A 24,852-nucleotide genomic window follows, 5' to 3' on the forward strand; every position below is an offset into this window, starting at 1 on the left:
ACTTAATAAATACGTAATATAGTAAAGGTAACAAAATAACTAGGGTAGAGAACATTTGAGAACACCCGCTTACATATAACGTGCCACTTTCTTAGGTGTGCTCTATTCCCTAGAGTTCAAATAAGGAGAAAGGTGTTCTATGTAAGTAGGTGTTTTTAGTTTGGATAAAAACAGAAAAGTTAGGTGGAATGAATGTTTAAAGAACCTTATATTGCGATGATAAAGGATTGGAAAGGATACAACACATACAAAAAATTAACGAAAACAGTTTTTCTTATGACGGGTTCAATGCTGGAATTACCAGAGCGTGTATATGAATTACAGAAACATGGACATGATGTCTTTCTTCATTGTGATTTTATACAAGGTTTAAATACGAATACAGAGGAAGCACTTTTGTATATTCAAGACGTTATCGGAGCACAAGGCATTATTTCAACAAAAGGATCGACAATTCGAAATGCCAATAAAATTGGATTAAAAACGATCCAACGTATTTTTATTGTCGATACTTTATCTCTTACAAAATCAATTGAAAATTGTAAAACGACTAAACCGAATGCAGTAGAGATTATGCCTGGTATTATGCCTTCCATTATTAAGCAGTTAGCAGAGGAAATAGAATTTCCTATCATTGCAGGCGGATTGATTCAAACGCGAGAAGATGCAGAAGTTGCCATTCGTGCAGGAGCGAGTGCGATTTCGACGAGTCACTATGAAGTATGGATACAAGAGGAAAAAAGGAGTGCAACTTTGTGATTGAATTGAAAAATGTTTCAAAGGTATATAAAAATGCAGAAGAGACAGCGGTTAAGGGTGTATCGGTTCACATTAAGAAGGGCGAGTTTTTTGTTTTAGTTGGGCCTTCAGGATGTGGGAAAAGCACATTATTACGAATGATCGCTGGCCTAGAAGAAATTTCTTCGGGGGATTTAATTATTAATGAATGTGTTGCAAATGATTTAGAGCCGAAAGATCGTAATCTATCAATGGTATTTCAAAATTACGCACTATACCCACACTTATCTGTAGAAGAAAATATTTTATTTGGACTTAAGGTAAGGAAAGTACAAAAAGAAGAGCGGCAAAAGAGATTAATGGAAGCTATTGATATGGTAGGGCTGAAAGAGTATGTGAAAATGAAACCAGGTCAATTATCAGGTGGACAAAGACAGCGTGTTGCGCTTGCTAGAGCAATCGTGAGCCAAGCACCGATTTGTTTAATGGATGAACCACTTTCGAATTTAGACGCGAAATTACGTGCGCAAATGAGAATTGAAATTAGAGAAATTCAGCAGCGTTTAGGAATTACAATGATTTACGTTACTCATGATCAAATAGAGGCGATGACTATGGGAGATCGCATCATGGTTTTAAATAAAGGAAGTATACAGCAAGTTGGAACACCGCTTGACATCTATAACGAACCAGCAAATGAATTTGTTGCAAGTTTTATAGGGTCTCCTTCGATGAATATAAATGATGGAGAAGTAGACAAAGAAAAAGGTGTATTACATATAGGGCAATTGCAAATTCCGTTATCTATTGGACAGTTAAAGCAATTACCAGAAGGAATAATTCGCATAGGCATGCGTCCTGAGCATATTGCCCTGTGTGAGGAAGGACAAGAAGTTACGCTACAATCTGTAGAAGTATTAGGCAACGAATCTATATTAAACTTCGCAATAAATGGAACAACTTGGAGTGCAAAAGTCATTGGACAGCTACTCTTGAACAAAGGTGACAAAGTAAAATTATTATTCTCACAAGATAAGTTATGCTTCTTTCATCAGAATACGAATGAACGATTAAAAGTGGTAGCTGAAGAAGAGTTGAAAGTGGTGGCGAAATAATGATTGAAGTAGGCAAGTTACCAGCCCAAGCAAAGGTGGCAAAAAAGAAGAATTTATGGAGTAGAACGAAAGATTTAAGAATAGGATTATTATTTTTAGCGCCATCTATTTTATTATTCTCGATTTTTCTTTTTTATCCATTATTTAGGACGATTTACTATAGCTTTTATTTAACAGATATACACGGAGAAGCTAATCTTTTCGTTGGCTTAGAAAATTATCAATACTTATTTTCTGATCCTGCTTTCTACAAAAGCATAAAGTCAACTTTATTATTTGTTGTATATACAGTGCCTACGAGTATTATACTCGCTTTATTTCTTGCATTGATTGCAAATGGAAAAGTAAGAGGTATTGGGGTATTCCGGGTGTTATTTTCTTCCACTATGGGAATATCAGTAGCTGCTAGTGCGGTGATTTGGCTATTTTTATTTCATCCAAGTGTCGGATTATTTAATAATATATTAGCCTCTATGAATCTACCTGCAATCGCATGGTTAACGAGTCCGGATTGGGCATTGTTCTCTGTATCAGTTACAACGGTTTGGGTGAATACAGGATTTGCATTTTTAGTTATATTAGGTGGTTTACAAAACATTGATACGTCTTTATATGAAAGTGCATCTATAGATGGTGCTAGCTATTTATATAAGCTTCGTCGTGTTACATTACCGATGCTATCACCAACTTTATTCTTTATCGTGACAGTAACGTTAATTAGTGCGTTCCAAAGCTTCGGACAAATTGATATTTTAACACATGGTGGACCAAATGATGCAACGAATTTAATTGTATATTCGATTTATAAAGAGGCATTTGTGAATCATCAATTTGGAACAGCAAGTGCACAAGCGATGGTATTATTTATTTTCATTTTCATTGCTACATTACTTCAATTCAAGTTTGCTGAGAGAAAGGTGCATTATAAATGATCGTTAAACAGTGGAAACAAAATTTCCTATTATACATGCTGCTCATTATTAGTGCAGTAATGGTGTTTTTTCCTGTACTCTATGCATTTTTAATAAGCTTTATGACACCAGACGATATTCAAATGAGAAGGTTATTTCCGACTCAATTTACTTTTGATAATTTTATTAATATTTTTCAAAAAGTACCGCTTTTTACATACTTATATAACAGTTTAATTGTATCGACAGTTGTTATGGTTGGACAACTTATCGTATCAAGCTTAGCAGCCTATGCTTTCGTCTTTCTTCAGTTTAAAGGAAGAAATCTTATTTTCTTCCTGTTTATTTCAACGATGCTTATTCCGTGGGAAGCGACGATGGTACCTAACTTTTTAACGATTCAAAACTTTGGTTGGATCAATAGCTTCGCTGGAATGACAGTGCCATTTTTTGCAACAGCTTTCGGTATTTTCTTACTACGTCAACACTTTATGACGCTTCCGAATGAACTGAAAGAAGCTGCTTTTATTGAAGGGATTGGAAATGTAAAGTTTTTATTTAGCGTTGTAATTCCGTATTGTAAAACGAGTTTTATTACGCTTGGAGTATATAGTTTTTTAACAACATGGAATATGTACTTATGGCCACTTTTAGTGACCACTGATGAAAAGGTAAGAACAGTCCAAATTGGTGTGAAGCAGCTTCAGTCTCAAGAAGTTGCAACTGATTGGGGAAGCGTAATGGCCGGTGTTACGGTTATCGTAATTCCGACATTGATTCTACTATTTTTAGGGCAAAAGCAATTACAACAAGGATTAACAAAAGGTGCAATTAAATAACTAAGAGAAGGTGAGATTAAAATGAGTCTAGTTAAAAAAGGTGCTGCTCTATTAATGATAGCAACAATGGCATTATCTAGTGCAGCTTGTTCAAATAGTAAAACAGAAGGAAAACCGGAAGCGCAGGCAAAAGTAGCACCAGTTGAAAAAAATGGTGATAAAACTGTAATTCGTTTTTGGCATGCGATGGGTGGAAAAACACAAGGCGTGCTAGATGGGCTTGTTGCGGACTATAATAAGTCACAAAATAAATACGAGATAAAGCCAGAGTTCCAAGGAACATATGAAGAGTCTTTAACGAAGTTTAGAACGATGTCTGCTACGAAAGAAGCGCCAGCTCTTGTTCAGTCGAGTGAAATTACAACAAAATATATGATTGATAGTAAAAAAATTACGCCAATTGATAGTTGGATAAAAAAAGATAAGTACGATACTTCAAAGTTGGAAAAAGAAATTACAAATTATTATTCAGTTGATGGAAAAATGTATTCTATGCCATTTAATTCATCTACACCAGTATTAATTTATAATAAAGATGCTTTCGCAAAGGCGGGCTTAGATCCAGAGAAAGCTCCAAAAACATATGCGGAATTACAAGAAGCAGCGAAAAAGTTAACGATTAAAGAAGGCGGAAATGTAAAACAATATGGATTTTCAATGCTGAATTATGGTTGGTTCTTTGAAGAATTGTTAGCGACACAAGGCGCTTTATATGTAGATAATGAAAATGGTCGTAAAGATGCTGCAAAGAAAGCTGTATTTAACGGTAAAGAAGGACAGAAAGTATTTGGGATGCTAGATGAGTTAAATAAAGCTGGTGCACTAGGAAAGTATGGAGCAAGTTGGGATGATATTCGTGCCGCGTTCCAGTCTGGACAAGTTGCTATGTATTTAGATTCTTCAGCAGGTGTTCGTGATTTAATTGATGCATCTAAGTTTAATGTAGGCGTTTCATATATTCCATACCCAGAAGATTCAAAACAAAATGGTGTTGTTATTGGTGGTGCATCATTATGGATGACGAATATGGTTTCAGAAGAAACACAACAAGGTGCTTGGGACTTTATGAAATATTTAACGAAGCCAGATGTACAAGCAAAATGGCATACTGCAACAGGTTATTTCTCTATTAATCCGGATGCATATAATGAACCGTTAGTGAAGGAGCAATATGAAAAATATCCACAGTTGAAAGTAACAGTAGATCAATTGCAAGCGACGAAACAATCTCCAGCAACACAAGGTGCTTTAATTAGTGTATTCCCAGAATCACGAGATGCAGTTGTAAAAGCATTAGAAGCAATGTATGACGGAAAGAATAGTAAAGAAGCGTTAGATGAAGCTGCAAAAGCTACAGATAGAGCAATTAGTATTTCAGCTCGTACGAGTCAAAAATAAGAGAAAGCCGTATCCGAAAAAGGATACGGCTTTTTTTAGGAGATAAGGGATCAAAAAAATGAAGAAGTCTTATCTCTTTTATATGAGTAAAGGGTCTAGAATGAATCTTGTCCTTTTCATTATTTGTTTAACTCCATTGCAACTTGTTTGCCATTTACGAAAACCTCTGCCACTGCTACCATAACTTCCATCACTTTTTTCATATCTCATCTCTCCTTGTTTTTTGTTTCATTTCTTACTTTTAGTATAAGGAAATATAGCAATCGCAACTATCGAATTGGATGACAAGAGACTTACATTGTTGTAAGGATAATCGTTTTATTTGTAATAAATGTGATTTCGGATTTGGGTTCAGAAATTTCTGCCGTTTTGAACTATAATTAGAAAGAGAGTGGCTTAGAAAGAAGGGGATAATATGAAAAGAATTCTTGTTATTAGTGATATTCATGGAGAGATAGAAAAGTTCGAACAGTTATTGGAAGAAGCTCAATACGATGCAAAACAGGATCAACTAATTTTACTAGGAGATTATGTAGATCGTGGTCCAAATGCGCGTGCTGTAATTGAAAGGGTAAAAGAATTGAAAGAAGAGGGGGCCTTCGTTTTAAAGGGCAATCATGAAGATATGATGATTAAGGCGTTAACTACAAATGAAGAACGTTCATGGAACCATTGGGTAAAAAGAAACGGTGGAGATAAGACTTTATACAGCTATGGATTTGTAGAAGAAGATATTGTAGTTAATGAGGAAGACTTCCAAAAACCGATTTTACAATCGCATGTTTTAGAAGAACATGTAAAGTTTATTCAAGAATTAGATCATTACATTGAAACAGAAAAGTATATATTTGTACATGCTGGTGTTGAGCCATTGAAACGAGTTTCTGAATGTGAACCATATACGTTAATGTGGACCCGTAATGAGTTTCATAATGGATATAGCGGTGAAAAGGTTGTTGTATTTGGTCATACGGAAACAAAAACGCTTCACGGTAGTGAGAATTGCGGCGTGTATTTTGGTAGTAATCGAATTATTGGAATTGATGGCGGTGCTGTATATGGCGGCCAGCTAAATTGTTTAGAATTGCCGAGTAAAAAGGTGTACGTAATAAAAAGTTGAAAGAGATAAGGAGAATCTTATTTCTTTCAACTTTTTATTAAGCAAAATTTAAGGAAGAGTTTTTATAATTAATCTTTAAAATTCTATATCAAGAAAAAGTGTAGAAAGAACGAATTAAAAATGAAGTTACAAAATATGATTATATTCTTTTGTTAGGAAAAGCAGGAATGTGATTATAAATAGAATTGAATGATATGGTGGAAGGTGAGAATATGCGCTTACTCGTAGTAGAAGATAATGCTTCCTTATTAGAGTCTATTGTCCAAATATTACGCGACGAATTTGAAGTAGATACAGCATTGAATGGAGAAGATGGATTATTTCTAGCATTACAAAATATATATGACGCTATTTTGCTTGATGTGATGATGCCAGAAATGGACGGTTTTGAAGTGATTCAAAAAATACGAGATGAAAAGATTGAAACACCAGTCCTGTTTTTAACAGCGAGAGATTCTTTAGAAGATCGCGTAAAAGGGTTGGATTTTGGTGGAGATGACTATATCGTTAAGCCATTTCAGGCTCCAGAGTTAAAAGCGAGAATTCGTGCTTTATTGCGACGAAGCGGTAGTTTAACAACAAAGCAGACTATTCGCTATAAAGGGATTGAACTGTTTGGAAAAGATAAAGATGTTCAAGTAGATGGACAAAGTATGAAGTTAACATTAAAACAATATGAGCTTCTAGAGTACCTCGTTCAAAATAGCGGAAAGATTTTAATGCGTGAACAAATTTTTGATCGTGTTTGGGGATTTGATTCAGATACGACAGTGGCAATTGTAGAAGTGTATGTACATCATTTACGTAAAAAATTAGAGCCATTCGGTTATCAGAAAGATATTCAAACCGTTCGAGGTATTGGATATATATTAAAAGAACAATGAAAAAGGGAAGTATGTTTCAGAAGACGCGTATTCGATTGACTATATTGAATTCATTAGTATTTATCATTTTGATAGGCGTATTAGGTAGTATCATTTATTCTTACACATATAAGCGTATTTATAGTGGAGTAAATGAATCAATAGAAAAAGCCGTTCAACATAGAAAGAATGCAGATGATAAAAAACTACCTAAAAAAATTAGGGGATATCCTCCAATTGGGGATCCAAGGATAATGGAGTTAACTTGGCTGGGAAACACGGTGGAGATAGATATTGAAAACGGCAAACGTCGTTTTATCTTTGAAGATAATTTGGAAAAGTTTTCTCCAAAGAAATTAGGAACTTTGCAAGATATAGAAGTACAAGGACAATATTTTAGAATATTTGCATTTCAGAAAGATGCAAAAATAGTTCAAATTGCAAGGGATATAACAGCTGAAAAAGAAATGTTACATACTTTATTTTTAATTCTTGTGATAGGTTGTAGCGTAGGAAGTTTATGTGCAATAGGAATTGGCTTTTTCTTAGCTGGCAGGGCACTTGTACCCATTCAAAATTCATGGGAAAAACAGCAGCAATTCGTTTCTGATGCATCACATGAACTAAGGACACCGCTTGCAGTTATTCAATCAAAAACGGATGTTTTATTCCAGTCACCATCCGCTACGATAGAAGAAAAAGCGATGGATATTTCTACAATTTCAAAAGAATGTAGGCGGTTATCAAAACTCGTTAGTAATTTATTATTGCTAGCACGCTCTGATTCTAATCAAATTGAGATGGATAAGAAAACATTTGAACTCGATAAATTGTTAGAAGAAATAGTAGCTCCATATAAGGAGATTGCTTCTTATCAAGAAAAAGAAATGATACTAAAAGTAGAACGTGGCGTATCTTTTATGGGGGATAGAGAGCGGATTCATCAAATGATGGTCATATTGTTAGATAATGCGATGAAGTATACGAATGAAGGTGGGCATATTCAAATTGATTGTACGCAAACGAACAGTTCGATTCGTATACGAGTGAAAGATGATGGGATAGGAGTAAAAGATGAGGACATCCCAAAACTATTTAATCGTTTTTATCAAGGAGATAAAGCGAGAAGTGCGTCAGAAGGAGCGGGATTAGGCCTTTCAATCGCGAACTGGATTGTAGAAAAGCATTATGGGAAAATATCGGTAGAGAGCCAATTGGGAGAGGGTACTTGCTTTGAAGTGATTCTTCCTAAAAACCAAAGAATATAAGTGAGAAGACGATCTTGTTTTTACAAGATCGTCTTTTTTTTAAGGGAAAGTTAAGAAACTATTTTTAACATGTATTATATACAGAAAAGTTCGCCCTATAAAGAAACGATTATAAAAAGGTATTTGAGCAGATTATATCAATCAGAATGTTATTTCGATTATGTATAGTATTAAAAAATTTATGGGCATGATGGAAAAGAAGTTGTAAGAGGGAGGAATTAATTTTGAAAAAGAAAATGATGATGGTATTCACTATTGGAGTAATGAGTTTAAGTATATTAGGGGGTGCCTCTCCTTCTGAAACATCAAAAGGAAAGACAGATTACAAGCAGCGCAGCAAAGAACAATTAAACAATGGAAAGATACATGCTGTGCATACAGAAGAAAAGGCGGAGAATTTAGGGATTGAAACGGCAGGGAAAGAACAAATTACGCTAGAAAAAGAAATCCATGAGACGGAAGTAGGAAGAGAAGCGAAGCAGCTAGGAATTTCAATTGAAGGAAAAGATGTTGGAACTCTTTCAGAAGAAATCTATGAAACAAAAGTGAAGCAAGAAGCGCTAAAGCTAGGCATATCTATAGAGAATACAACGATTGTAAATTTAATTAATCAAATTAATACGATTAAAATTAATGATGAAGCGGATAAACTAGGCATTTCAACAAATGGAAAAGCAATAGAGGAAATTGCGGAAGAAATCTATGGAAGGAAAGTAAGAGAGGAAGCAGGGAAGTTAGGGATTTCACAAAAAGGAAAAGGGATAGAAGAGTTAGCACAAGAAGTGTATGAACAAAAAGTGCAAGAAGAGGCAAAAAAATATCATATTGATTTATATGGTAAAGATATATATCAAGTATTAAGTGAAATTAATGAACAAAAGGTGTTACAAATGGCAGATGAGCTTAATATGGATAAAACGAATAGGAACGCTCAAGAACTAGCAGAAAAAATAAAAAAAGAACAGCCTGAAAAAGGAAAAGAACTAAATTTTGTACCGGTAATTCGCACGGATGCTGACGCGTTTTATTCTTATTTAACGAACTAAAAAGGGCGTGAGAGTGATACGGAAATGGAAGTGGTATATATGTATGGCTGTACTCGGTATAGCAGTATGGAATGTATATACAAATGGAATTACAAAGTATGCGGAGAAGTTAACATTCTTCAATATACAAAGCGGAATTAGTAATAATGATGAAAAGGTCATCTTATCAAATGTACCCTTAATTCAGCAATTACCAGAGCTGGATAGAGGATGCGAAGTAACGAGCTTAGCGATGCTGTTACAATATGCAGGTGTTTCAGTAGATAAGATGGAATTGGCAAGTGAAATCAAAAAGGTGAATTTTTTAGACAATGGTGTAAGAGGAGATCCGAATGAAGGATTTGTAGGGAATATTTATACCTTTTCTGAATCTGGATATGGTGTATATCATGGACCACTTTTTCAATTAGCGAAAAAATATTTACCTAATAAAGCTATAGACTTAACAGGGAAGAGTATAGAAGAAGTTTATAAGAGTGTAAAATCAGGGAAACCGGTAGTTATGATTACGAATGCAACATTTACACTATTAGATGAGAATGAATTTACTACGTGGGAAACAAATAGTGGAGATGTTTCTATTACGTATAATGAACATTGTGTAGTGCTTATTGGATATGATAAGGAATTTGTATATATTCGAGATCCTCTAAGTGACAGTTTAGATGTAAAAGTACCGAGAGAAAGTTTTGAACAGGCATGGGTGCAAATGGGGAGTCAGGCGATTAGCTATGTGAAAAGCTCTAAATGAATTAGTAAGGAAAGAGATGTAAGGAATTGTAAGAGAGGGTTTTGTGGGTGTTTTTTGTTACGAAATAAGAGAATTTCATCTTATTATATAAGCTGAAGTTCTCTTATTTTTTATGATTACATCTTTAGAAGTAGTGAATATGTAAAAATGCATAATTGACGAAAATATTACATGTTATCATTATATATTGTTTTATATATGTTACTTGTATAAAATTACACAAGTATCCACATTCCATAAAGGAGGCTTATTATGCAAAAAATATTTAACTGGGTTAAATGTATGAGCATCAAGAAAAAATTAATCATTTCATTTTTTCTTATTTTAACTATACCAGGACTTATTATCGGCGGTGTTTCATATCAAACTGCCAAAACAAATTTTGAACAACAAATCACAGGTAAAGCAAAGGAAAATATTTCGATTTTAAATACTGTTATTTCTCAAAATATAGAAGAGAAATTTGTTGATGCAGCATACTTTGCAGACATCTTAACAGAGGATACATATCCAAACGGACAAGAAGAAATAGTAAGAACGAAGTTAGCGCAATATATAAAACTTCATCCAGAAGTAGAAGGTATTTATATTGGAACGCAGACAGGAAAGTTTATAAGAGAACCATTTATCAAAATGGATGATGGGTATAATCCAACAGATAGATCTTGGTATAAAGAAGCACATGAAAATAAAGGGAAAGTAATTGTTACTGCACCATATCAATCAGCATCTACAAAAAATATGGTAGTGACAATTGCAAAAGAAGTAAAAGATGGTAAAGGTGTTATAGGAATTAACTTAAATTTAGATAACATCTTGAAAATTTCCAAAATGATTAACATTGGTGAAAAAGGTTATGCAGTTATTTTAGATCAAAATAAGCAAATTGTTAGTCATCCATCTAGAAAACCAGGTGCAAAAGTTACTGACCCTTGGATTAAACCGATTTATGAAGAAAAACAAGGAAATGTCTCTTATACAGAACAAGATGATAAAAAGAATTTAATCTTTGCAACAAATGAGAAAACGGGCTGGAAAGTAGTTGGAGTTATGTTTGATGAAGAAATTACCCAAGCTGCGAATCCAGTATTTTATAAGACTTTTATTGTTATTGCTATCGCTATTGTATTTGGTAGTGTATTAATTTATTTCATTACAAAGTCTATTACAAGACCATTAAGAAAAATAGCTGACTCGGCACATAAAATTAGTAAGGGAGATTTAACAGAGAAAATTACAATCTATTCCAAGGATGACATAGGGAAATTAGGGAATTCCTTTAATGAAATGTCTGCCTCTTTACAAGATGTGATTACTCAAATTAGTTTTTCAGCAGAACATGTGGCGGCATCGGCTGAAGAGTTAACAGCGAGCGTACAGCAAGCAAATGATGCGACAGATCAAATTACAATTGCAATGGAACAAGTATCAGGTGGGGCTGAATCACAAAGTCAAGGTGTTGAAGAAGGTGCGGCTACATTACAACAAGTAAATATAGCAATTCAAGATGTAACTGGAAGCGCGGAATCAATTTCTATCTCCTCATTACATGCGAAAGAAAGAGCTGAAGAAGGGGAAGAATTGGTTGAACAAACTGCAACACAAATGCAGTCTATTTCTAGGTCGGTATCCGAGTCGGATGCTATTATTAAACTTCTTGATGAGAAATCAAAGCAGGTAGGAGCTATTTCTGAAGCAATTCAAAACATCGCTACTCAAACGAACTTATTAGCTTTAAATGCGGCTATTGAAGCAGCAAGAGCAGGTGAACAGGGCCGAGGGTTTGCTATTGTAGCAGATGAGGTTAGAAAATTAGCGGAGCAATCAGGAGAATCATCTGGAGAGATTGCAAATTTAATTGCAGAAATTAAGGCTGATATTGAACATACTGTTAAGGCGATGGATAATGTGAATGGGGAGGTTCAACAGGGTCTTGAGGTTGTAACAAAAACGAAAGTAAGTTTTACGGAAATTTTAAGTTCTACTACACATATTGTTTCTCAAGTGAATCAAATGGTAGAAACAACGAAGAGAATTGCTGGAGATGCAAATGAAGTGACAAATGCTATTGATGAAATTGCAGCAGCTGCAGAAGAAAATACAGCTAGTATGCAAAGTGTTGCTGCTTCAACAGAAGAACAAGTGAATTCAATGGAAGAAATTAGTTCGGCTTCGCAAAACTTAGCTGAGATGGCCGAAGAACTACAAGCGATGACTAGTAAATTTAAAGTATAATAATAGCAGATAAGTAAGGTGAAAATAATATCACCTTACTTATTTTTCTATTCAGCAATTAGGGGAGTCATTAACGGGATGAAAAAAAGAAAAAGACTATGGAATTTATGGAAAACGATTACATTGTTAGTTTGTACAGTTGTAATTTTTTCTTTACTTGTGACAGATATATTAATTAGTCATAATGTAGAACGGACGACGGAGGATAGCCAAGCAGAGAAAGCAAAAACAATTGCACACATTGTGGCGAATGAGTCGATTGTAATCGATGGTTTAATTGGGAAAGCAGATCCTTCTGCAATCCAAACGTATACAAATAGAATATTAAAAAACACAGGTGTTCAATTTATTGTAGTTATGGACATGAATGGAATAAGAAAATCACATCCAAATCCTCAAAAAATAGGTCATCATTTTATTGGGGGTGATGAAGGGCCTGCATTGAAAGGAAAGGAACATGTATCGCTGGCAGAAGGAACTTTAGGTATTTCAATGCGAGTGTTTGTACCTGTATTTTCTGAAACAGGTGAACAACTTGGAGCGGTGGCCGTTGGTATTTCAGCAGATAATGTAAAAGAGAGAGTTAAGGAAAGTAGACATATCATTTATATTGGTGTTGGAGTTGGGGTACTAGTCGGAATTATAGGAGCAATATTGCTAGCTAGACATATAAAGAAAAGTTTATTCGGTCTTGAACCTCACAGGATAGCGAAAATTCTTGAAGAAAGAAATACGATGCTCCAATCTGTAAAGGAAGGTATTATTGCTGTAGATAAAGAGGCCAATGTAACTTTAATAAATAATGAGGCAAAACGATTGTTTAAGAAAAGTGGACTTGAAGAAGATTTTATCGGTAAAGATGTTGAGTTGTACATGCCTAATTCGCGTATAAAAGAAGTATTACAAACGGGAGAGGTGCAATTAAACGAAGAACAAAATATTTATGGAATTACGATTGTGACGAATCGTGTTCCTTTATATGTAAAAGGAGAAATAGTTGGCGCAATTGCAACATTTCGTGATAAAACAGAGATTAGAAAATTAGCAGAAGAATTAACTGGTATTAGACTATATGCGGAAGCGTTACGGGCACAATCTCATGAATTTATGAATAAAATGCATGTCGTATTAGGGCTTACACACATGAAGCAGTATGAAGAATTACAGAAGTATATAAGTGGTATGGTGTCAGAGCATCAATATGAAATTGGTGGGATTATGAAAAAAATAAAAAGTCCAGTATTTGCTGGTTTTTTACTCGGAAAACTTAGCTATGCTAGAGAGAAAAATATAAAATTAATTATAAGTGAAGATTCTTATATGCCGGAAATAGATGATGAAAGTATTACTCATGAGCTTATTACGATTGTCGGAAATTTAATTGATAATGCATTAGAGGCAGTGACGAATTGTGAAAAGAAGCAAGTTGAAGTTGAGATACAATATGGGGAGACACTAACCATTACAGTACAAGATACGGGAAAAGGTGTACAAGAAGAAGAAATAGGGGCATTATTTACGAAAGGTTATTCCACAAAAGGAGATAACCGTGGTTATGGTTTGTATCTTGTAAAAGAAAGTATACAGCGAATAAATGGGGAAATTCATATGCATTCATTAGTGGGAAAGGGAACAACGATAACAATTGAAATACCTAAAGGTAGGGATGAGAGGCAAATATGATTAAAGTTTTAATTGTAGAAGATGACCCGATGGTAGCAATGTTAAATACGCATTATTTAGAGCAAGTAGGAGGATTTGAACTTGTTCAAGCAGTTAACTCCGTAAAATCGGCGCTAGAAGTATTAGAGGAATCACGAGTAGATTTAGTATTACTTGATATCTTTATGCCTGAAGAGACTGGATTTGAGCTCTTAATGTATATTCGGAATCAAGAAAAAGAAATCGATATTATGATGATTTCAGCTGTACATGATATGGGGAGTATTAAAAAAGCATTACAATATGGCGTAGTAGATTATTTAATTAAACCATTTACATTTGAACGATTTAAAAAGGCGTTAACTATATATCGAGAAAAACTTACTTTCATGAAAGAACAACAAAAAATTAGTCAATCGGAATTAGACTCGTTAATTTTGCAAAAAGAAAAAAGAGAGCCTACTGTCACGAAAGAGCTTCCGAAAGGGTTAACGAAGCAAACGTTGCAATTAATTTGGCAGAAGATCGATTCGCTGAACGGACGAGCATTTACAACAGAGGAAATGGCGCAATTAGTTGGTGTTTCAAGGGTTTCTATTCGAAAGTATGTAATGTTTTTAACTGAAATTGGAGTGTTAGAAAACGAAATGGTGTATCAACATGTAGGAAGACCTGTAAGTAAATTAAGATGTATTGATCAAAAGAAAATAGAGTTTTACGTATAAGCGACTTAATATAAGTCGCTTATACTTTTTTTAATTACAAAATCAATTACAAAACTTACAAAAACTATTTTTACTATTGAAAGCGTTTTAATATTGTTATTAAGAAAACGAGGGGGTGCCATATGGGAATTCAAAAGAATGTGGAAGCGGTATCATTTTCGGGAGGAAATGAAGTACAAAGAGAATCTTTCGCTTCTAAAATTATGAATGTAAAAATCGGTGTTATACCTTTACCGTTATATGTAGTATTGGCTGCTATTATTTATGGGGCATCTGTATATAATAAATTGCCAGCAGATATGATTGGTGGATTTGCAGTTATTATGATCATGGGGATTTTCTTAGGCGATATTGGGATGAGAATTCCAATTTTAAAAAATATCGGCGGTCCAGCAATACTTTCGTTATTTATTCCATCATTACTTGTATTTTTTAACTGGATGAATCCAGCTTCAATGGAAGCTGCGACTATGTTAATGAAAAAATCGAACTTTTTATATTTATATATTTCTTGTTTAGTAGTCGGAAGTATTTTAGGAATGAACCGTAAAGTGTTAGTACAAGGTTTCGTTCGCATGTTTATTCCTTTAGTAGTAGGGACGTTAGCCTCTATAGCAGTAGGGTTATTGGTCGGTTCATTATTTGGATTTGAAATGAAGCACACATTCTTCTTTATCATCGTACCAATTGTGAGTGGTGGTATCGGGGAAGGGATTTTACCATTGTCGCTAGCTTATAGTGATATTTTAAATGAATCATCAGCAACGTTTGTATCACAGCTTATTCCAGCAGCTATTATTGGAAATATGTTCGCAATTGTAAGTGCAGGGTATATGAAGCGTTTAGGTGAGAAGAAACCGGAGCTTAGTGGTAACGGTGTATTAGTGAAAACAGACAATCAAGCGGAATTATTAAAAGAACAAAATACAGAGAAGCCAATTGACTTCTCATTAATGGGAGCAGGTTTATTAATTGCGTGTACGTTCTTCATCTTCGGAGGATTTGCTTCTAAGTTCATCGGTATTCCTGGGGCAATCATTATGATTTTCTCAGCAGCGCTTGTGAAATACTTTAAATTAATGCCAGCAAAAATGGAGCAAGGAGCATTCCATTTATATAAATTTATTTCGAAGAATTTAACTTGGCCGTTAATGGTTGGATTAGGATTGCTATATATCCCGTTAAAAGACGTAGCAGCGGTTCTTTCAGTAGGATATGTTGTTGTGTGCGCATCGGTTGTTCTTACAATGGTAGCAGCAGGTTTTCTTGTAGGGAAAGTGATGAAGATGTATCCAGTTGAATCGGCGATTGTAACTGGATGTCATAGCGGTTTAGGCGGAACTGGAGATGTTGCTATTTTATCGGCTTCAAATCGTATGGAATTAATGCCGTTCGCGCAAATTTCGACTCGTTTAGGCGGAGCGGCAATGGTTGTAACGGCGACAATATTATTAAAAATGTTTTCATGATCAAACAAGCTAGCTATATTCATATAGCTAGCTTGTCAAATTAAGGGGAGATTATAAGTATGTTAGAGAATCAAATTAATGAAAGATCATTGTTATTGCATAAAGAATTAGTAGGGAAAATTGAAATTACAAGTAAAGTAGAAGTAAATTCAGCGGATGATTTAAGCCTGACGTATACACCAGGTGTAGCGGAGTCTTGTAAAGCAATTGCGGCAGATGAAGAAACGGTGTATGACTATACAGCACGTGGTAATATGGTGGCAGTTGTCTCAGATGGAACAGCGGTACTCGGTTTAGGAAACATTGGACCGAAAGCAGCTATGCCTGTTATGGAAGGAAAAAGTATTTTGTTTAAGAAGTTTGCGAATGTAGATGCTTTCCCATTATGTTTAGGCACAACGGATGTAGATGAAATCGTTACCCTTGTAAAAAATTTAGAGCCTACATTTGCAGGGATTAATTTAGAAGATATTGCAGCACCGCGTTGTTTTGAAATTGAAAAACGATTAAAAGAAGAAACGAATATTCCTGTATTCCATGATGATCAACATGGAACAGCTATTGTCGTTTTAGCAGCTGTTATTAATGCATTAAAAGTTGTTAGCAAACAAATGGATAATGTGAAAATCGTTATTAACGGTGCGGGTTCGGCAGGAATTGCAATTGGAAAATTATTATTAAAGGCTGGTGCAAAGCACATTACGCTAGTTAGCCTAGAAGGTATTGTTTGTGAAGGTGAAACATGGATGAACGAAGCACAAATTGAAGTTTCAAAAAAGACAAATCGTGAACATGTGCGTGGAACGTTAAAAGAAGCGATTCACCAAGCTGATATTTTTATTGGCGTATCTGCTCCTAACGTATTAACGAAAGAACTTGTACAGACGATGAATGAGCAAGCAATTGTGCTTGCAATGGCGAATCCAATTCCAGAAATCTTCCCAGAGGATGCATTAGAGGCTGGGGCAGCTGTAGTAGGAACCGGGCGCTCGGATTATGCGAATCAAGTAAATAATGTATTGGCGTTCCCAGGAATATTCCGCGGTGCGCTAGATGTGCGCGCGACTGATATTACAGAAGAAATGAAATTAGCGGCAGCATATGGGATCGCTAACATCATTACGGACGAAGAACGTAATGCGAATTATGTAATCCCGAATCCATTAGATAAAAGAGTTGTTCCAAGTGTTGCAGAAGCAGTAGCGAAAGCAGCCATTGATTCAGGGGTGGCGCAAATTACGAAAATACCACGTTATTAATAGCTAAAAGCAGTGCCTAAAAAGGCACTGCTTTTTTGAGATAAGAAATCAAAATAAGGAGAGAGTGTTTTAGTTTAGTCACTTTACTCAGTATGGATTACAAATTGATCATAATATCTTTCATTCACATATATATTTAATAACCATAGTCCAGATGAAGGTAGTGACATAGTGAGAGGGAGTTCGTTTGTAGTGGAATCAATTGTATTTGAAGTAGTCCAAGTTGGTTTGGAAGTTTCTTGTTGAAAGAGTACGGGTGTTGGCGTTACTGATCCTTGCTTTAGTGCAATAATAGATAGTTTTCCAGTTGGCATTTCAGGATCTAAAAAGTACCACATCATTTCATTTTTTTTATTTGCGATAATAGGGCTATCGGTCATTGCAATTTTGTCTTCGATACCTCTTAAAGGTATTTTTTCTTGTATGAAGGAGGGTGTTTCTTCCCAATTTACATCTTTTAAAACGCTAAGGTGAAAGAAGGAAGGTGCATTAACCTGAGTGGATGACGTTGCGATGGATTCTTTTTTAGGTACTTCTGAATCAAGTTGCAATTGCGAGCATCCAGTGATGAGAAAGGAGAAAAGTAGCATAGTGCCGATTTTTTTCATGGTGTCACACCCCTAATTTTTATTATTAGTGTAATTGTATTTGCCAGAAAGCGGGACAATTCCTTTAAAAGTATAAAAAGGGGTCGTAAGTTTTGTACGACCTCTTTTGACATTTTTTATATTTGTTCAGATGTAAAGGCTGGCTCATTCTCTTTTTGTGGCATCGTTAAGAAAATAACAGAAAGAACAATACATACGCCGCCTAGTAATTGATATGCTCCAAATGATTCATTTAGCCAAGCGATTGAAACGATAGCCGCTACAAGTGGTTCAATACTAGATAAAATGCTTGTTTCTGTTGCTGCTAAATATTTCAGACTACCGATATAAAGAAGAAAAGAAAGAGTGCCACTTATAATGATAAGAATGAGCATAGAAAAAGTTTGGAGTGTGAAAGTTTGCGAAATTTGATCCCACCCAAAAGAACGATTACAAATAAGCAGTGCAATTCCTCCAATTAACATCCCCCATCCAATTACTATGGTTGTTCCGCATTCTTTAATAAGGGAAGCTGGATGGAGGGTATAAAATGCAAATCCAATTGCTGTTAATAGGCCAAAAATAATGGCTTCTTTCGATAAAACAATATTTTCAATTGAACCGTTTGTAATAATAAAGTACGTTCCCGTTAGCGCAGTTACAATTGCGAGTAGTTGCATAGAAGCAGGGAATTTTCGTTGTTCAAATGCGACATAAATGGTAATAAAAACAGGACCTAGAAATTGAAATAATGTTGCTGTGACCGCATTACTAATATGAACTGTTTCGATAAAGGCGTATTGTGCACCGAGCATGCCGAGAATAGAGAAAATAATAAGTTGTATAGAATGTCTAGTGTGTTTCCAAATTTGAAAAATGTTTTGTTTCCTTATCAGTAAAAAAGATAAAATAAATATTCCCGCAAGCAGCAATCGAATTGTTAAAAAATCAATTGATGATACGTTAGTATGTTGAAATAGCCACTGAATCATCGGGCCAGATAATCCCCATAAGGTAGCTCCTGTAATAATCATAATGAGTCCAATCCGTCTACTATTGTTCATAATCATGCATCTCCTCTCGAGTATTTGATTTTTTATGTGTGACATGATAAAAGGAATTATATATATAATCTGGCACTGTAAAAAGTATCAGATTTCAGTTTTATTAAGGGGTCAGATGTTATGTTAGAATTAACGCCTAATTTAAATACGCAAAGTAAAATAGCGTTGTATGTGCAATTGTATGAGTATATAAAAAAAGAGATTAGAGATGGAACGATTCCGGCTTTTACAAAATTACCTGCAAAAAGAAAACTGGCGAGTTATTTACAAGTGAGTAAGAATACAGTAGAAGCGGCTTACGAGCAATTACTTGCAGAAGGTTATATTGAGTCGGCGTCGAGAAAAGGTTATTTTGTATGTAAAGTTGAACAAATGATTTATGTAGAAGGAAGCGATGCGAAAGTAGAAGAAGTGCCGTTTCGGGAGGAGAACTATAAGTTTGATTTCACCCAAACAGGGGTTGATACGAATACTTTTCCGTTCACTATGTACCGCAAGCTTATAAATGATGTATGGCAGCCGCATAATAATGATTTGCTTTTTCTTGGACACCCTCAAGGAGAATTAAGCTTACGAGAGGAAATTGCGAACTATTTGTATGAATCTAGAGGTGTGCGTTGTTCAGCTAGTCAAATTGTATTAGGAGCGGGAACACAAATATTAGTGAAATTATTGTTTCAATTGTTAAAGGGAAGCAATTATGCAGTTGAAAACCCAGGGTATCATAGGAAAATGGTTGTTTTTGAACAGGGAGAAGAGAAGGTTCAAATGTTGTCTTTAGATAGGGACGGAATTTGTATGGCAGATTTAGAAAATAGCGATGCGAATGTTGTATTTGTAACTCCCTCTCATCAATTCCCATGTGGAATGATTATGCCTATTACGAGAAGGACGCAGCTTTTACAATGGGCGAAGAAAGCGAAAGACAGGTATATTATTGAAGATGATTACGATAGTGAATTTCGCTATTCAGGAAGGCCAATTCCGGCACTACAAGGGTTAGATACAAATGGGAAAGTTATTTATATGGGGACGTTATCAAAAGCTTTGTTGCCCTCATTACGGATGAGCTATATAGTATTACCGAAGAATTTAATTAAAAAGTATCAAAAGGAATATCTGTTTTATACACAAAGTGTTTCAAGAATGGACCAAGAAGTGATTAGAAAGTTTTTAAATGAAGGTTATTGGGAAAAACATATTCATAGAATGCGTGTCGTCTACCGGAAAAAGAGGGATCGACTCGTCTTTGAAATAGGAAAGTATTTCTCTAATCGTGTTGAGGTGATAGGAGAAGATTCGGGATTACACATTTTATTACAAGTGCATAATGGAATGCGAGAGGAAGAACTCATTAAAGAAGCTGCGAAATATAGTATTAAATTATATCCTGTTTCTACGTATTATAAAGACGGTACTGCACCTGGAAATGTAGTTTTACTTGGGTTTGCGATTTTATCAGAGGAAGAAATTGCAAAAGCGATTCAATTATTAAATATAGCGTGGTTTAGAAAAAAGTAAAAAAACATCCTCATACACGAGAGGATGTTTTTTATTATCTATTTTCATCTAGGAATAAGACCATATGCTCTTCGTCCCAATATTGTCCGTTATATTTTAATGAACGTTCTTGCACACCGAATGTTTTAAATCCTAATGATTCATAAAGTTTTTTTGCTCCATCGTTGCCAACAACAACATCAAGCATAACTTGTTCTACTTCTAAAGATTTAGCAAGTTCAAGACATTCTTTAATAAGTGCTTTTCCTGCCCCAAGTCCGCGTGCTTTTGGAGACACATATACAGAACCGATTTTAGCTTTATGTTCTTGTTTTACATATGGTTTCGTTTCCAGCGTTGCAACCCCGATTAATTTTCCATCTTTAAATGCACCTAGCGTATAGTTTTCATCTTGTGCTAATTTTTGTGCTTTATATTCAATCGCACACTCTTTATTAATAATATCTTCATAAGAAGAGCTAAAAGCTTCAGGGTTTTGCTTTAATCCTTCTACACGAAGTTCTAAGTAAATTTCCGCTTCGTCTTTTGTTAATACATGGATATCCAATTATATCACCCTCCAAATCTTTGCAAATGTACCTTTATTTTATATTGAAATAAGAATAATTTCAAAAGCTTAGCTTATATGAGCTGATTTTATGAACAAAATAACACCAGTAGTGTTTACTACTACTGGTGTTTTCACACGCATCTTATTCAAAAGGTAGCTCAATTATAAAGTTTGTTCCTACTCCTAATTGGCTTGTTACTAGAATGGAACCATTATGCAATTCTACAATTTCTTTTGCAACAGCTAGCCCGATACCTTTTCCTCCAGTAGCTCTCGTTCTGGATTTATCAACACGATAAAAACGATCGAAAATATGCGGGATATCTTCCACAGGAATACCTTCGCCTTCGTCTTGTACACTTATTGTAAAATAATCTGTTTCCGTTAGTACACGTATTGTTATAGAAGTATTTTCTGGTGAATGCTGATAAGCGTTATGCAATAAATTTAACATCACTTGTTCCATGCGTCTTTCATCTATATACACTTCTAAATCCTCTTTACAGTATACATGAAGTTGCATTTGCTTATTAGTTAATGTTGTTTTTGTTTTTTCAACCATTCGCTCTAGAAAAGGCCTCAGAAGTACTTTTTGTTTTTTTATAACAAATTGGTGCTGTTCTAGTTGTACAAGCATAAATAGATCTTGTACGAGATCGGTTACACTATCCGTTTCATCCTCAATGATTTGTAAGTATTCTTCTCGCTCTTCTTTCGTTAAAGAGTCTCTCTTTGCTACCTTCGCATAACCTTTCATATAGGTCAATGGAGTTAATAGTTCATGGGCGACACTAGCGAGAAATTCGTTTCTTTCTTTTTTCATATAAGTCAGTTCACTGGATAAATCTTCAATCGTTTTTGCTAAGCTTCCAAGTTCATCATTCCGTTTAATACCTAATTGAATTGGCTTATTTAATTTTGACATTTTTTCTGTTGCCCTCTTCATTTTTATAAGCGGTTCTGTAATAACACGAGAAAAAACAAAGACAGAAATAGTCGTTAAAATAACTGTCAAAACACTAATGATAAGAAATTGCTTCATGAGTTTAAGTAACATATTTTCTAAGAAAGATGTTTTTAGTAACATATATAACTTTCCTTGAAACTCTGCTGTGTTAAGTGGGCTTACCGTTGTGATGAATTTTGATTTTTTCCAGTTCTTTTCGACAACCAGTCCGTTTTCTGGAATATGTTGTGTTTTACAAGTAAGTTGTTTTTGCATCGCCTTTGTTACAGGTTCTGAAGTGGAAATAATTTTGCCATTATTGTCTGTTATAATGATAGTTATATCAGAGTTAGCAATTGCTTCTGATTCGACTAAGTGTTCAGCTTCAGTGTTGATATCAAAATCGGGGTATACAGCACGTTTAGGCCGTTTACTGTGTTCAGCGCTTTCTGTGAGTCTCTTTTCTTTAGAGTATGCATTCCACTTGGCCCGGTTTTTAATCATGCTACTATAGCGATTACCCTTTTCTAAAAGAGCAAGTGTTTCCTCCTCAATGCGCATGTTTGAAATGCTTTTGTAAAAAGATACGAAAGCAATTGTTTCAATACATAAAGCTAGTATTAAAAAGTATGTCCCAATTTTAAGTGAAAGTTTACTCATTTTCTCACCATACCTTATTTCATATAAAAGGTCAGTGATATACTATTGTCCACTGACCGAAGTAATTATTCACTTTTCCATTTATATCCGACCTTATAAACAGTTTCTAAGTAATTTTCAACTGGAAATCCTTTTTTACGTAATTTATCACGGATATTGCGAATATGTGAATCGATTGTTCTATATTCAATGTCTGTTTCATACCCCCAAATTTTTTCAATTAAATCATCTCGGCTATAAGCACGGTTTGTATTTTGTAAAAATAGTCCAAGTAACGAAAATTCGATAGGAGTCAGTGAGATTTTCTCGTCATACACTGTGACAGTATGTTTCGTTTTATCCCACTCAATACCATTGAAGCTAACAAATCCATCTTTCTTTGTACGGCGTAATATAGCCTCAATTCGTGCAACTAATACATGCTCATCAAATGGTTTTGTAATATAGTCATCTGCGCCGATCGTAAGGCCTTTTACCATATCGTAATTTTGATTACGAGCTGTTAGCATAATGATTGGAACGTTGGAAATTTGACGGATTTGATAGCAAGTATCCCATCCATCCATATTCGGCATCATTACATCTAACAAAACAATATCAAAGTCTTTTTGTTCTATTAACTTTAGTGCTTCAAGGCCAGAGGTAGCTTTCATACAAAAATAGCCACGAGGACTTAAGAACAGATCTAATAATCGTAACATACGTTCTTCATCGTCTACTAATAAAATTTTCACCATAATCTTGTGCACCCCAAACTGTTCATTCTACTTGTATAGTTTACATGAAAATGATAAAAAACTCTTTTTATGTGATTGAGTGGAAGAGTGATTTCTCGCTCAGAGTAATTGACATAAAAAATGCACTAGTTTTGCACAACTATTTTTTATAATAGAAAACGTAGCGACACAAAATACCCTATGTTGCGACATAACGTCATGTCATTTTATTTATAAAATGACAATTCCATTCTATTGTGTATGTGAGATAGAGAGGGTTTTCGTATTCACCTCGCATCGGATAAGAAAAATTTCCTATCTCACACTTTTTTTTAAAGGAGATCATACACATGAATCCAAAAGAAGAAATTTCAAAAAAAGAAAAGCAAGATCGTAATACGGTTGTCATGTGCGTTGCCGTATCTATGGTTATTATTATAAGTTGTGTAAATAAAATTTTGGGGATTTTATAATATAAAAAAAGCTTATTGCTTCTTAAGAAGCAATAAGCTTTTTTCGTTGTTAGGGGGAGTATTTTTATATAATAAACCAAGGTAAAATTGCTAATCCAGAAGTTACAATTGCTGTAGTAAATATTAAAAGCATAGCTCGTTTGTTTTGTTTCATGTCACATTCTCCTCTACATATCAAGTACATGCGATCAGCGTGGGATGTAGTTCCCCACTGAGTAAAGTTTCACTTTATATTTTTAGTATAATGAATGGAAAGGTTTGGTACGATCGATAAAGGTGACATGAAGATTACATTGTTGTAATGAAAAAAGCATCTTTCTTAATAAAAAGATGCTTTTGGAAAACTAGATTGAAGTATTAATCATTTAAGAACAGAACCATATGTTCCTCGTCCCAATATTGACCGTTATGTTTTAATGAACGCTCTTGTACGCCGTAAGTTTGGAAGCCTAATGATTCATATAATTTTTTTGCTGCATCGTTACCAACTACAACATCGAGCATAAGTTGTTCTACATGTAATTTATCGGCATTTTCAATAATTGCTTTAATGAGAGCTCGTCCTGCTCCAAGGCCACGTGCTTTAGGGGAAACAAAAACGGAACCGATTTTTGCTTTATGTTCTTGTTTAATGAAAGGCTTTGTTTCTAAAGTAGCAATGCCGATTAAATCGTTATCTTTGAAGACCCCTAGAGTATACTTATCCGGATTGCTTAATCGTTTTGCCATAGCAGCTACAGGATTCTCATGTTTCAGAACATCTTCATAAGAAGAACTAAAAGCTTCCGGGTTCTTCGTTAAACCTTCCATACAAACTTTTAAATATATTTCTGCGTCCTCTGTCGTTAATAAGCGAATTTCCATCGTTGTAACCTCCTTGGTCGATTTTAAATCAAATAAATCCATTACATATATAAGAATGTGTATGCGTTTTGT

At 34.7% G+C, this 24,852-nt stretch carries 23 protein-coding genes and 1 pseudogene; 18 read left to right on the forward strand and 6 right to left on the reverse strand.

Translation table 11 applies throughout. The features are described from left to right. Positions 1-192 precede the first annotated feature (192 nt). The 16 genes and pseudogenes from AC0NJG_RS16625 to AC0NJG_RS16700 all read left to right on the forward strand — a co-directional run bounded on the left by AC0NJG_RS16625 (position 193) and on the right by AC0NJG_RS16700 (position 17,399). Entirely contained in the window at positions 193-759 is a 567-nt protein-coding gene (locus AC0NJG_RS16625; RefSeq protein WP_087997463.1) for a glycerol-3-phosphate responsive antiterminator, read from the forward strand. Beyond that, the gene (locus tag AC0NJG_RS16630) at positions 756-1,853 is read left to right on the forward strand and encodes an ABC transporter ATP-binding protein (protein ID WP_474063230.1); all 1,098 of its coding nucleotides are present in this window, start codon (positions 756-758) and stop codon (positions 1,851-1,853) included. Before AC0NJG_RS16625 ends, AC0NJG_RS16630 begins: the two co-directional genes overlap by 4 nt. Continuing rightward, positions 1,853-2,785: a carbohydrate ABC transporter permease gene (locus AC0NJG_RS16635; protein ID WP_000573564.1), complete on the forward strand. Its 933-nt coding sequence runs from the start codon at positions 1,853-1,855 to the stop codon at positions 2,783-2,785. Before AC0NJG_RS16630 ends, AC0NJG_RS16635 begins: the two co-directional genes overlap by 1 nt. Then, complete coding sequence (locus AC0NJG_RS16640; RefSeq protein ID WP_087953896.1) at positions 2,782-3,603, forward strand: carbohydrate ABC transporter permease; 822 nt, start codon at positions 2,782-2,784, stop codon at positions 3,601-3,603. The genes AC0NJG_RS16635 and AC0NJG_RS16640 overlap by 4 nt, the downstream gene beginning before the upstream one ends. Before the next feature lie 21 nt (positions 3,604-3,624). Beyond that, positions 3,625-5,001, forward strand: coding sequence for an ABC transporter substrate-binding protein (locus AC0NJG_RS16645; protein ID WP_474063231.1), 1,377 nt, complete (start codon positions 3,625-3,627; stop codon positions 4,999-5,001). A gap of 415 nt (positions 5,002-5,416) precedes the next feature. Next, the gene (locus AC0NJG_RS16650) at positions 5,417-6,121 is read left to right on the forward strand and encodes a metallophosphoesterase family protein (RefSeq protein ID WP_474063232.1); all 705 of its coding nucleotides are present in this window, start codon (positions 5,417-5,419) and stop codon (positions 6,119-6,121) included. A 212-nt stretch (positions 6,122-6,333) separates the two neighbouring features. Continuing rightward, entirely contained in the window at positions 6,334-7,005 is a 672-nt protein-coding gene (locus AC0NJG_RS16655) for a response regulator transcription factor (RefSeq protein WP_001238626.1), read from the forward strand. Next, entirely contained in the window at positions 7,002-8,252 is a 1,251-nt protein-coding gene (locus tag AC0NJG_RS16660) for a sensor histidine kinase (RefSeq protein WP_087997459.1), read from the forward strand. The genes AC0NJG_RS16655 and AC0NJG_RS16660 overlap by 4 nt, the downstream gene beginning before the upstream one ends. Positions 8,253-8,476: 224 nt before the next feature. Beyond that, entirely contained in the window at positions 8,477-9,298 is an 822-nt protein-coding gene (locus tag AC0NJG_RS16665; protein WP_087953891.1) for a transporter, read from the forward strand. A gap of 13 nt (positions 9,299-9,311) precedes the next feature. Further along, on the forward strand, positions 9,312-10,049 hold the full coding sequence (locus tag AC0NJG_RS16670; protein ID WP_140421300.1) for a C39 family peptidase: 738 nt from the start codon (positions 9,312-9,314) through the stop codon (positions 10,047-10,049). A gap of 282 nt (positions 10,050-10,331) precedes the next feature. Beyond that, positions 10,332-11,345, forward strand: a pseudogene (locus tag AC0NJG_RS16675) (HAMP domain-containing protein); the annotation flags it as partial. A 120-nt stretch (positions 11,346-11,465) separates the two neighbouring features. Continuing rightward, complete coding sequence (locus AC0NJG_RS16680; RefSeq protein WP_444876401.1) at positions 11,466-12,284, forward strand: methyl-accepting chemotaxis protein; 819 nt, start codon at positions 11,466-11,468, stop codon at positions 12,282-12,284. Between the two features lie 78 nt (positions 12,285-12,362). Further along, on the forward strand, positions 12,363-13,967 hold the full coding sequence (locus AC0NJG_RS16685) for a sensor histidine kinase (RefSeq protein ID WP_087953888.1): 1,605 nt from the start codon (positions 12,363-12,365) through the stop codon (positions 13,965-13,967). Beyond that, positions 13,964-14,671, forward strand: coding sequence for a response regulator (locus tag AC0NJG_RS16690; protein ID WP_474063233.1), 708 nt, complete (start codon positions 13,964-13,966; stop codon positions 14,669-14,671). Before AC0NJG_RS16685 ends, AC0NJG_RS16690 begins: the two co-directional genes overlap by 4 nt. Positions 14,672-14,793: 122 nt before the next feature. Further along, complete coding sequence (locus AC0NJG_RS16695; protein ID WP_087953886.1) at positions 14,794-16,140, forward strand: 2-hydroxycarboxylate transporter family protein; 1,347 nt, start codon at positions 14,794-14,796, stop codon at positions 16,138-16,140. A gap of 59 nt (positions 16,141-16,199) precedes the next feature. Continuing rightward, the gene (locus AC0NJG_RS16700) at positions 16,200-17,399 is read left to right on the forward strand and encodes an NAD(P)-dependent malic enzyme (RefSeq protein ID WP_474063234.1); all 1,200 of its coding nucleotides are present in this window, start codon (positions 16,200-16,202) and stop codon (positions 17,397-17,399) included. 83 nt (positions 17,400-17,482) lie between these two features. Here AC0NJG_RS16700 and AC0NJG_RS16705 read toward each other — a convergent pair whose 3' ends face one another. Both AC0NJG_RS16705 and AC0NJG_RS16710 read right to left on the reverse strand, forming a co-directional pair. Further along, positions 17,483-18,007, reverse strand: coding sequence for a DUF4871 domain-containing protein (locus AC0NJG_RS16705; protein WP_087953884.1), 525 nt, complete (start codon positions 18,005-18,007; stop codon positions 17,483-17,485). Positions 18,008-18,123: 116 nt separating this feature from the next. Then, positions 18,124-19,050 carry a DMT family transporter gene (locus tag AC0NJG_RS16710; RefSeq protein WP_087997453.1) on the reverse strand — a complete coding sequence of 309 codons (927 nt, stop codon included), beginning with the start codon at positions 19,048-19,050 and terminating at the stop codon, positions 18,124-18,126. A 120-nt stretch (positions 19,051-19,170) separates the two neighbouring features. On the opposite strand from AC0NJG_RS16710, the gene pdxR reads away from it, so the two are divergent. After that, complete coding sequence (pdxR, locus tag AC0NJG_RS16715; RefSeq protein ID WP_474063235.1) at positions 19,171-20,571, forward strand: MocR-like pyridoxine biosynthesis transcription factor PdxR; 1,401 nt, start codon at positions 19,171-19,173, stop codon at positions 20,569-20,571. 34 nt (positions 20,572-20,605) lie between these two features. On the opposite strand, the gene AC0NJG_RS16720 is transcribed toward pdxR, so the two are convergent. The 3 genes from AC0NJG_RS16720 to AC0NJG_RS16730 form a co-directional block, all read right to left on the reverse strand. Further along, entirely contained in the window at positions 20,606-21,118 is a 513-nt protein-coding gene (locus tag AC0NJG_RS16720; RefSeq protein WP_087953881.1) for a GNAT family N-acetyltransferase, read from the reverse strand. Positions 21,119-21,263: 145 nt separating this feature from the next. Continuing rightward, positions 21,264-22,727 carry a sensor histidine kinase gene (locus AC0NJG_RS16725; protein ID WP_088328052.1) on the reverse strand — a complete coding sequence of 488 codons (1,464 nt, stop codon included), beginning with the start codon at positions 22,725-22,727 and terminating at the stop codon, positions 21,264-21,266. Positions 22,728-22,792: 65 nt separating this feature from the next. Continuing rightward, positions 22,793-23,464 (reverse strand): response regulator transcription factor, encoded by a 672-nt coding sequence (locus AC0NJG_RS16730; RefSeq protein ID WP_000238954.1) that lies wholly within the window; start codon positions 23,462-23,464, stop codon positions 22,793-22,795. Positions 23,465-23,793: 329 nt separating this feature from the next. Between AC0NJG_RS16730 and AC0NJG_RS16735 the strand changes: the two genes are divergently transcribed. Further along, positions 23,794-23,916, forward strand: a complete 123-nt coding sequence (locus AC0NJG_RS16735; protein ID WP_001068392.1) for a hypothetical protein — start codon at positions 23,794-23,796, stop codon at positions 23,914-23,916. 357 nt (positions 23,917-24,273) lie between these two features. On the opposite strand, the gene AC0NJG_RS16740 is transcribed toward AC0NJG_RS16735, so the two are convergent. Beyond that, positions 24,274-24,780, reverse strand: a complete 507-nt coding sequence (locus AC0NJG_RS16740; protein WP_000405883.1) for a GNAT family N-acetyltransferase — start codon at positions 24,778-24,780, stop codon at positions 24,274-24,276. Positions 24,781-24,852 lie beyond the last annotated feature (72 nt).

This window comes from Bacillus sp. SSR7, assembly GCF_055902415.1.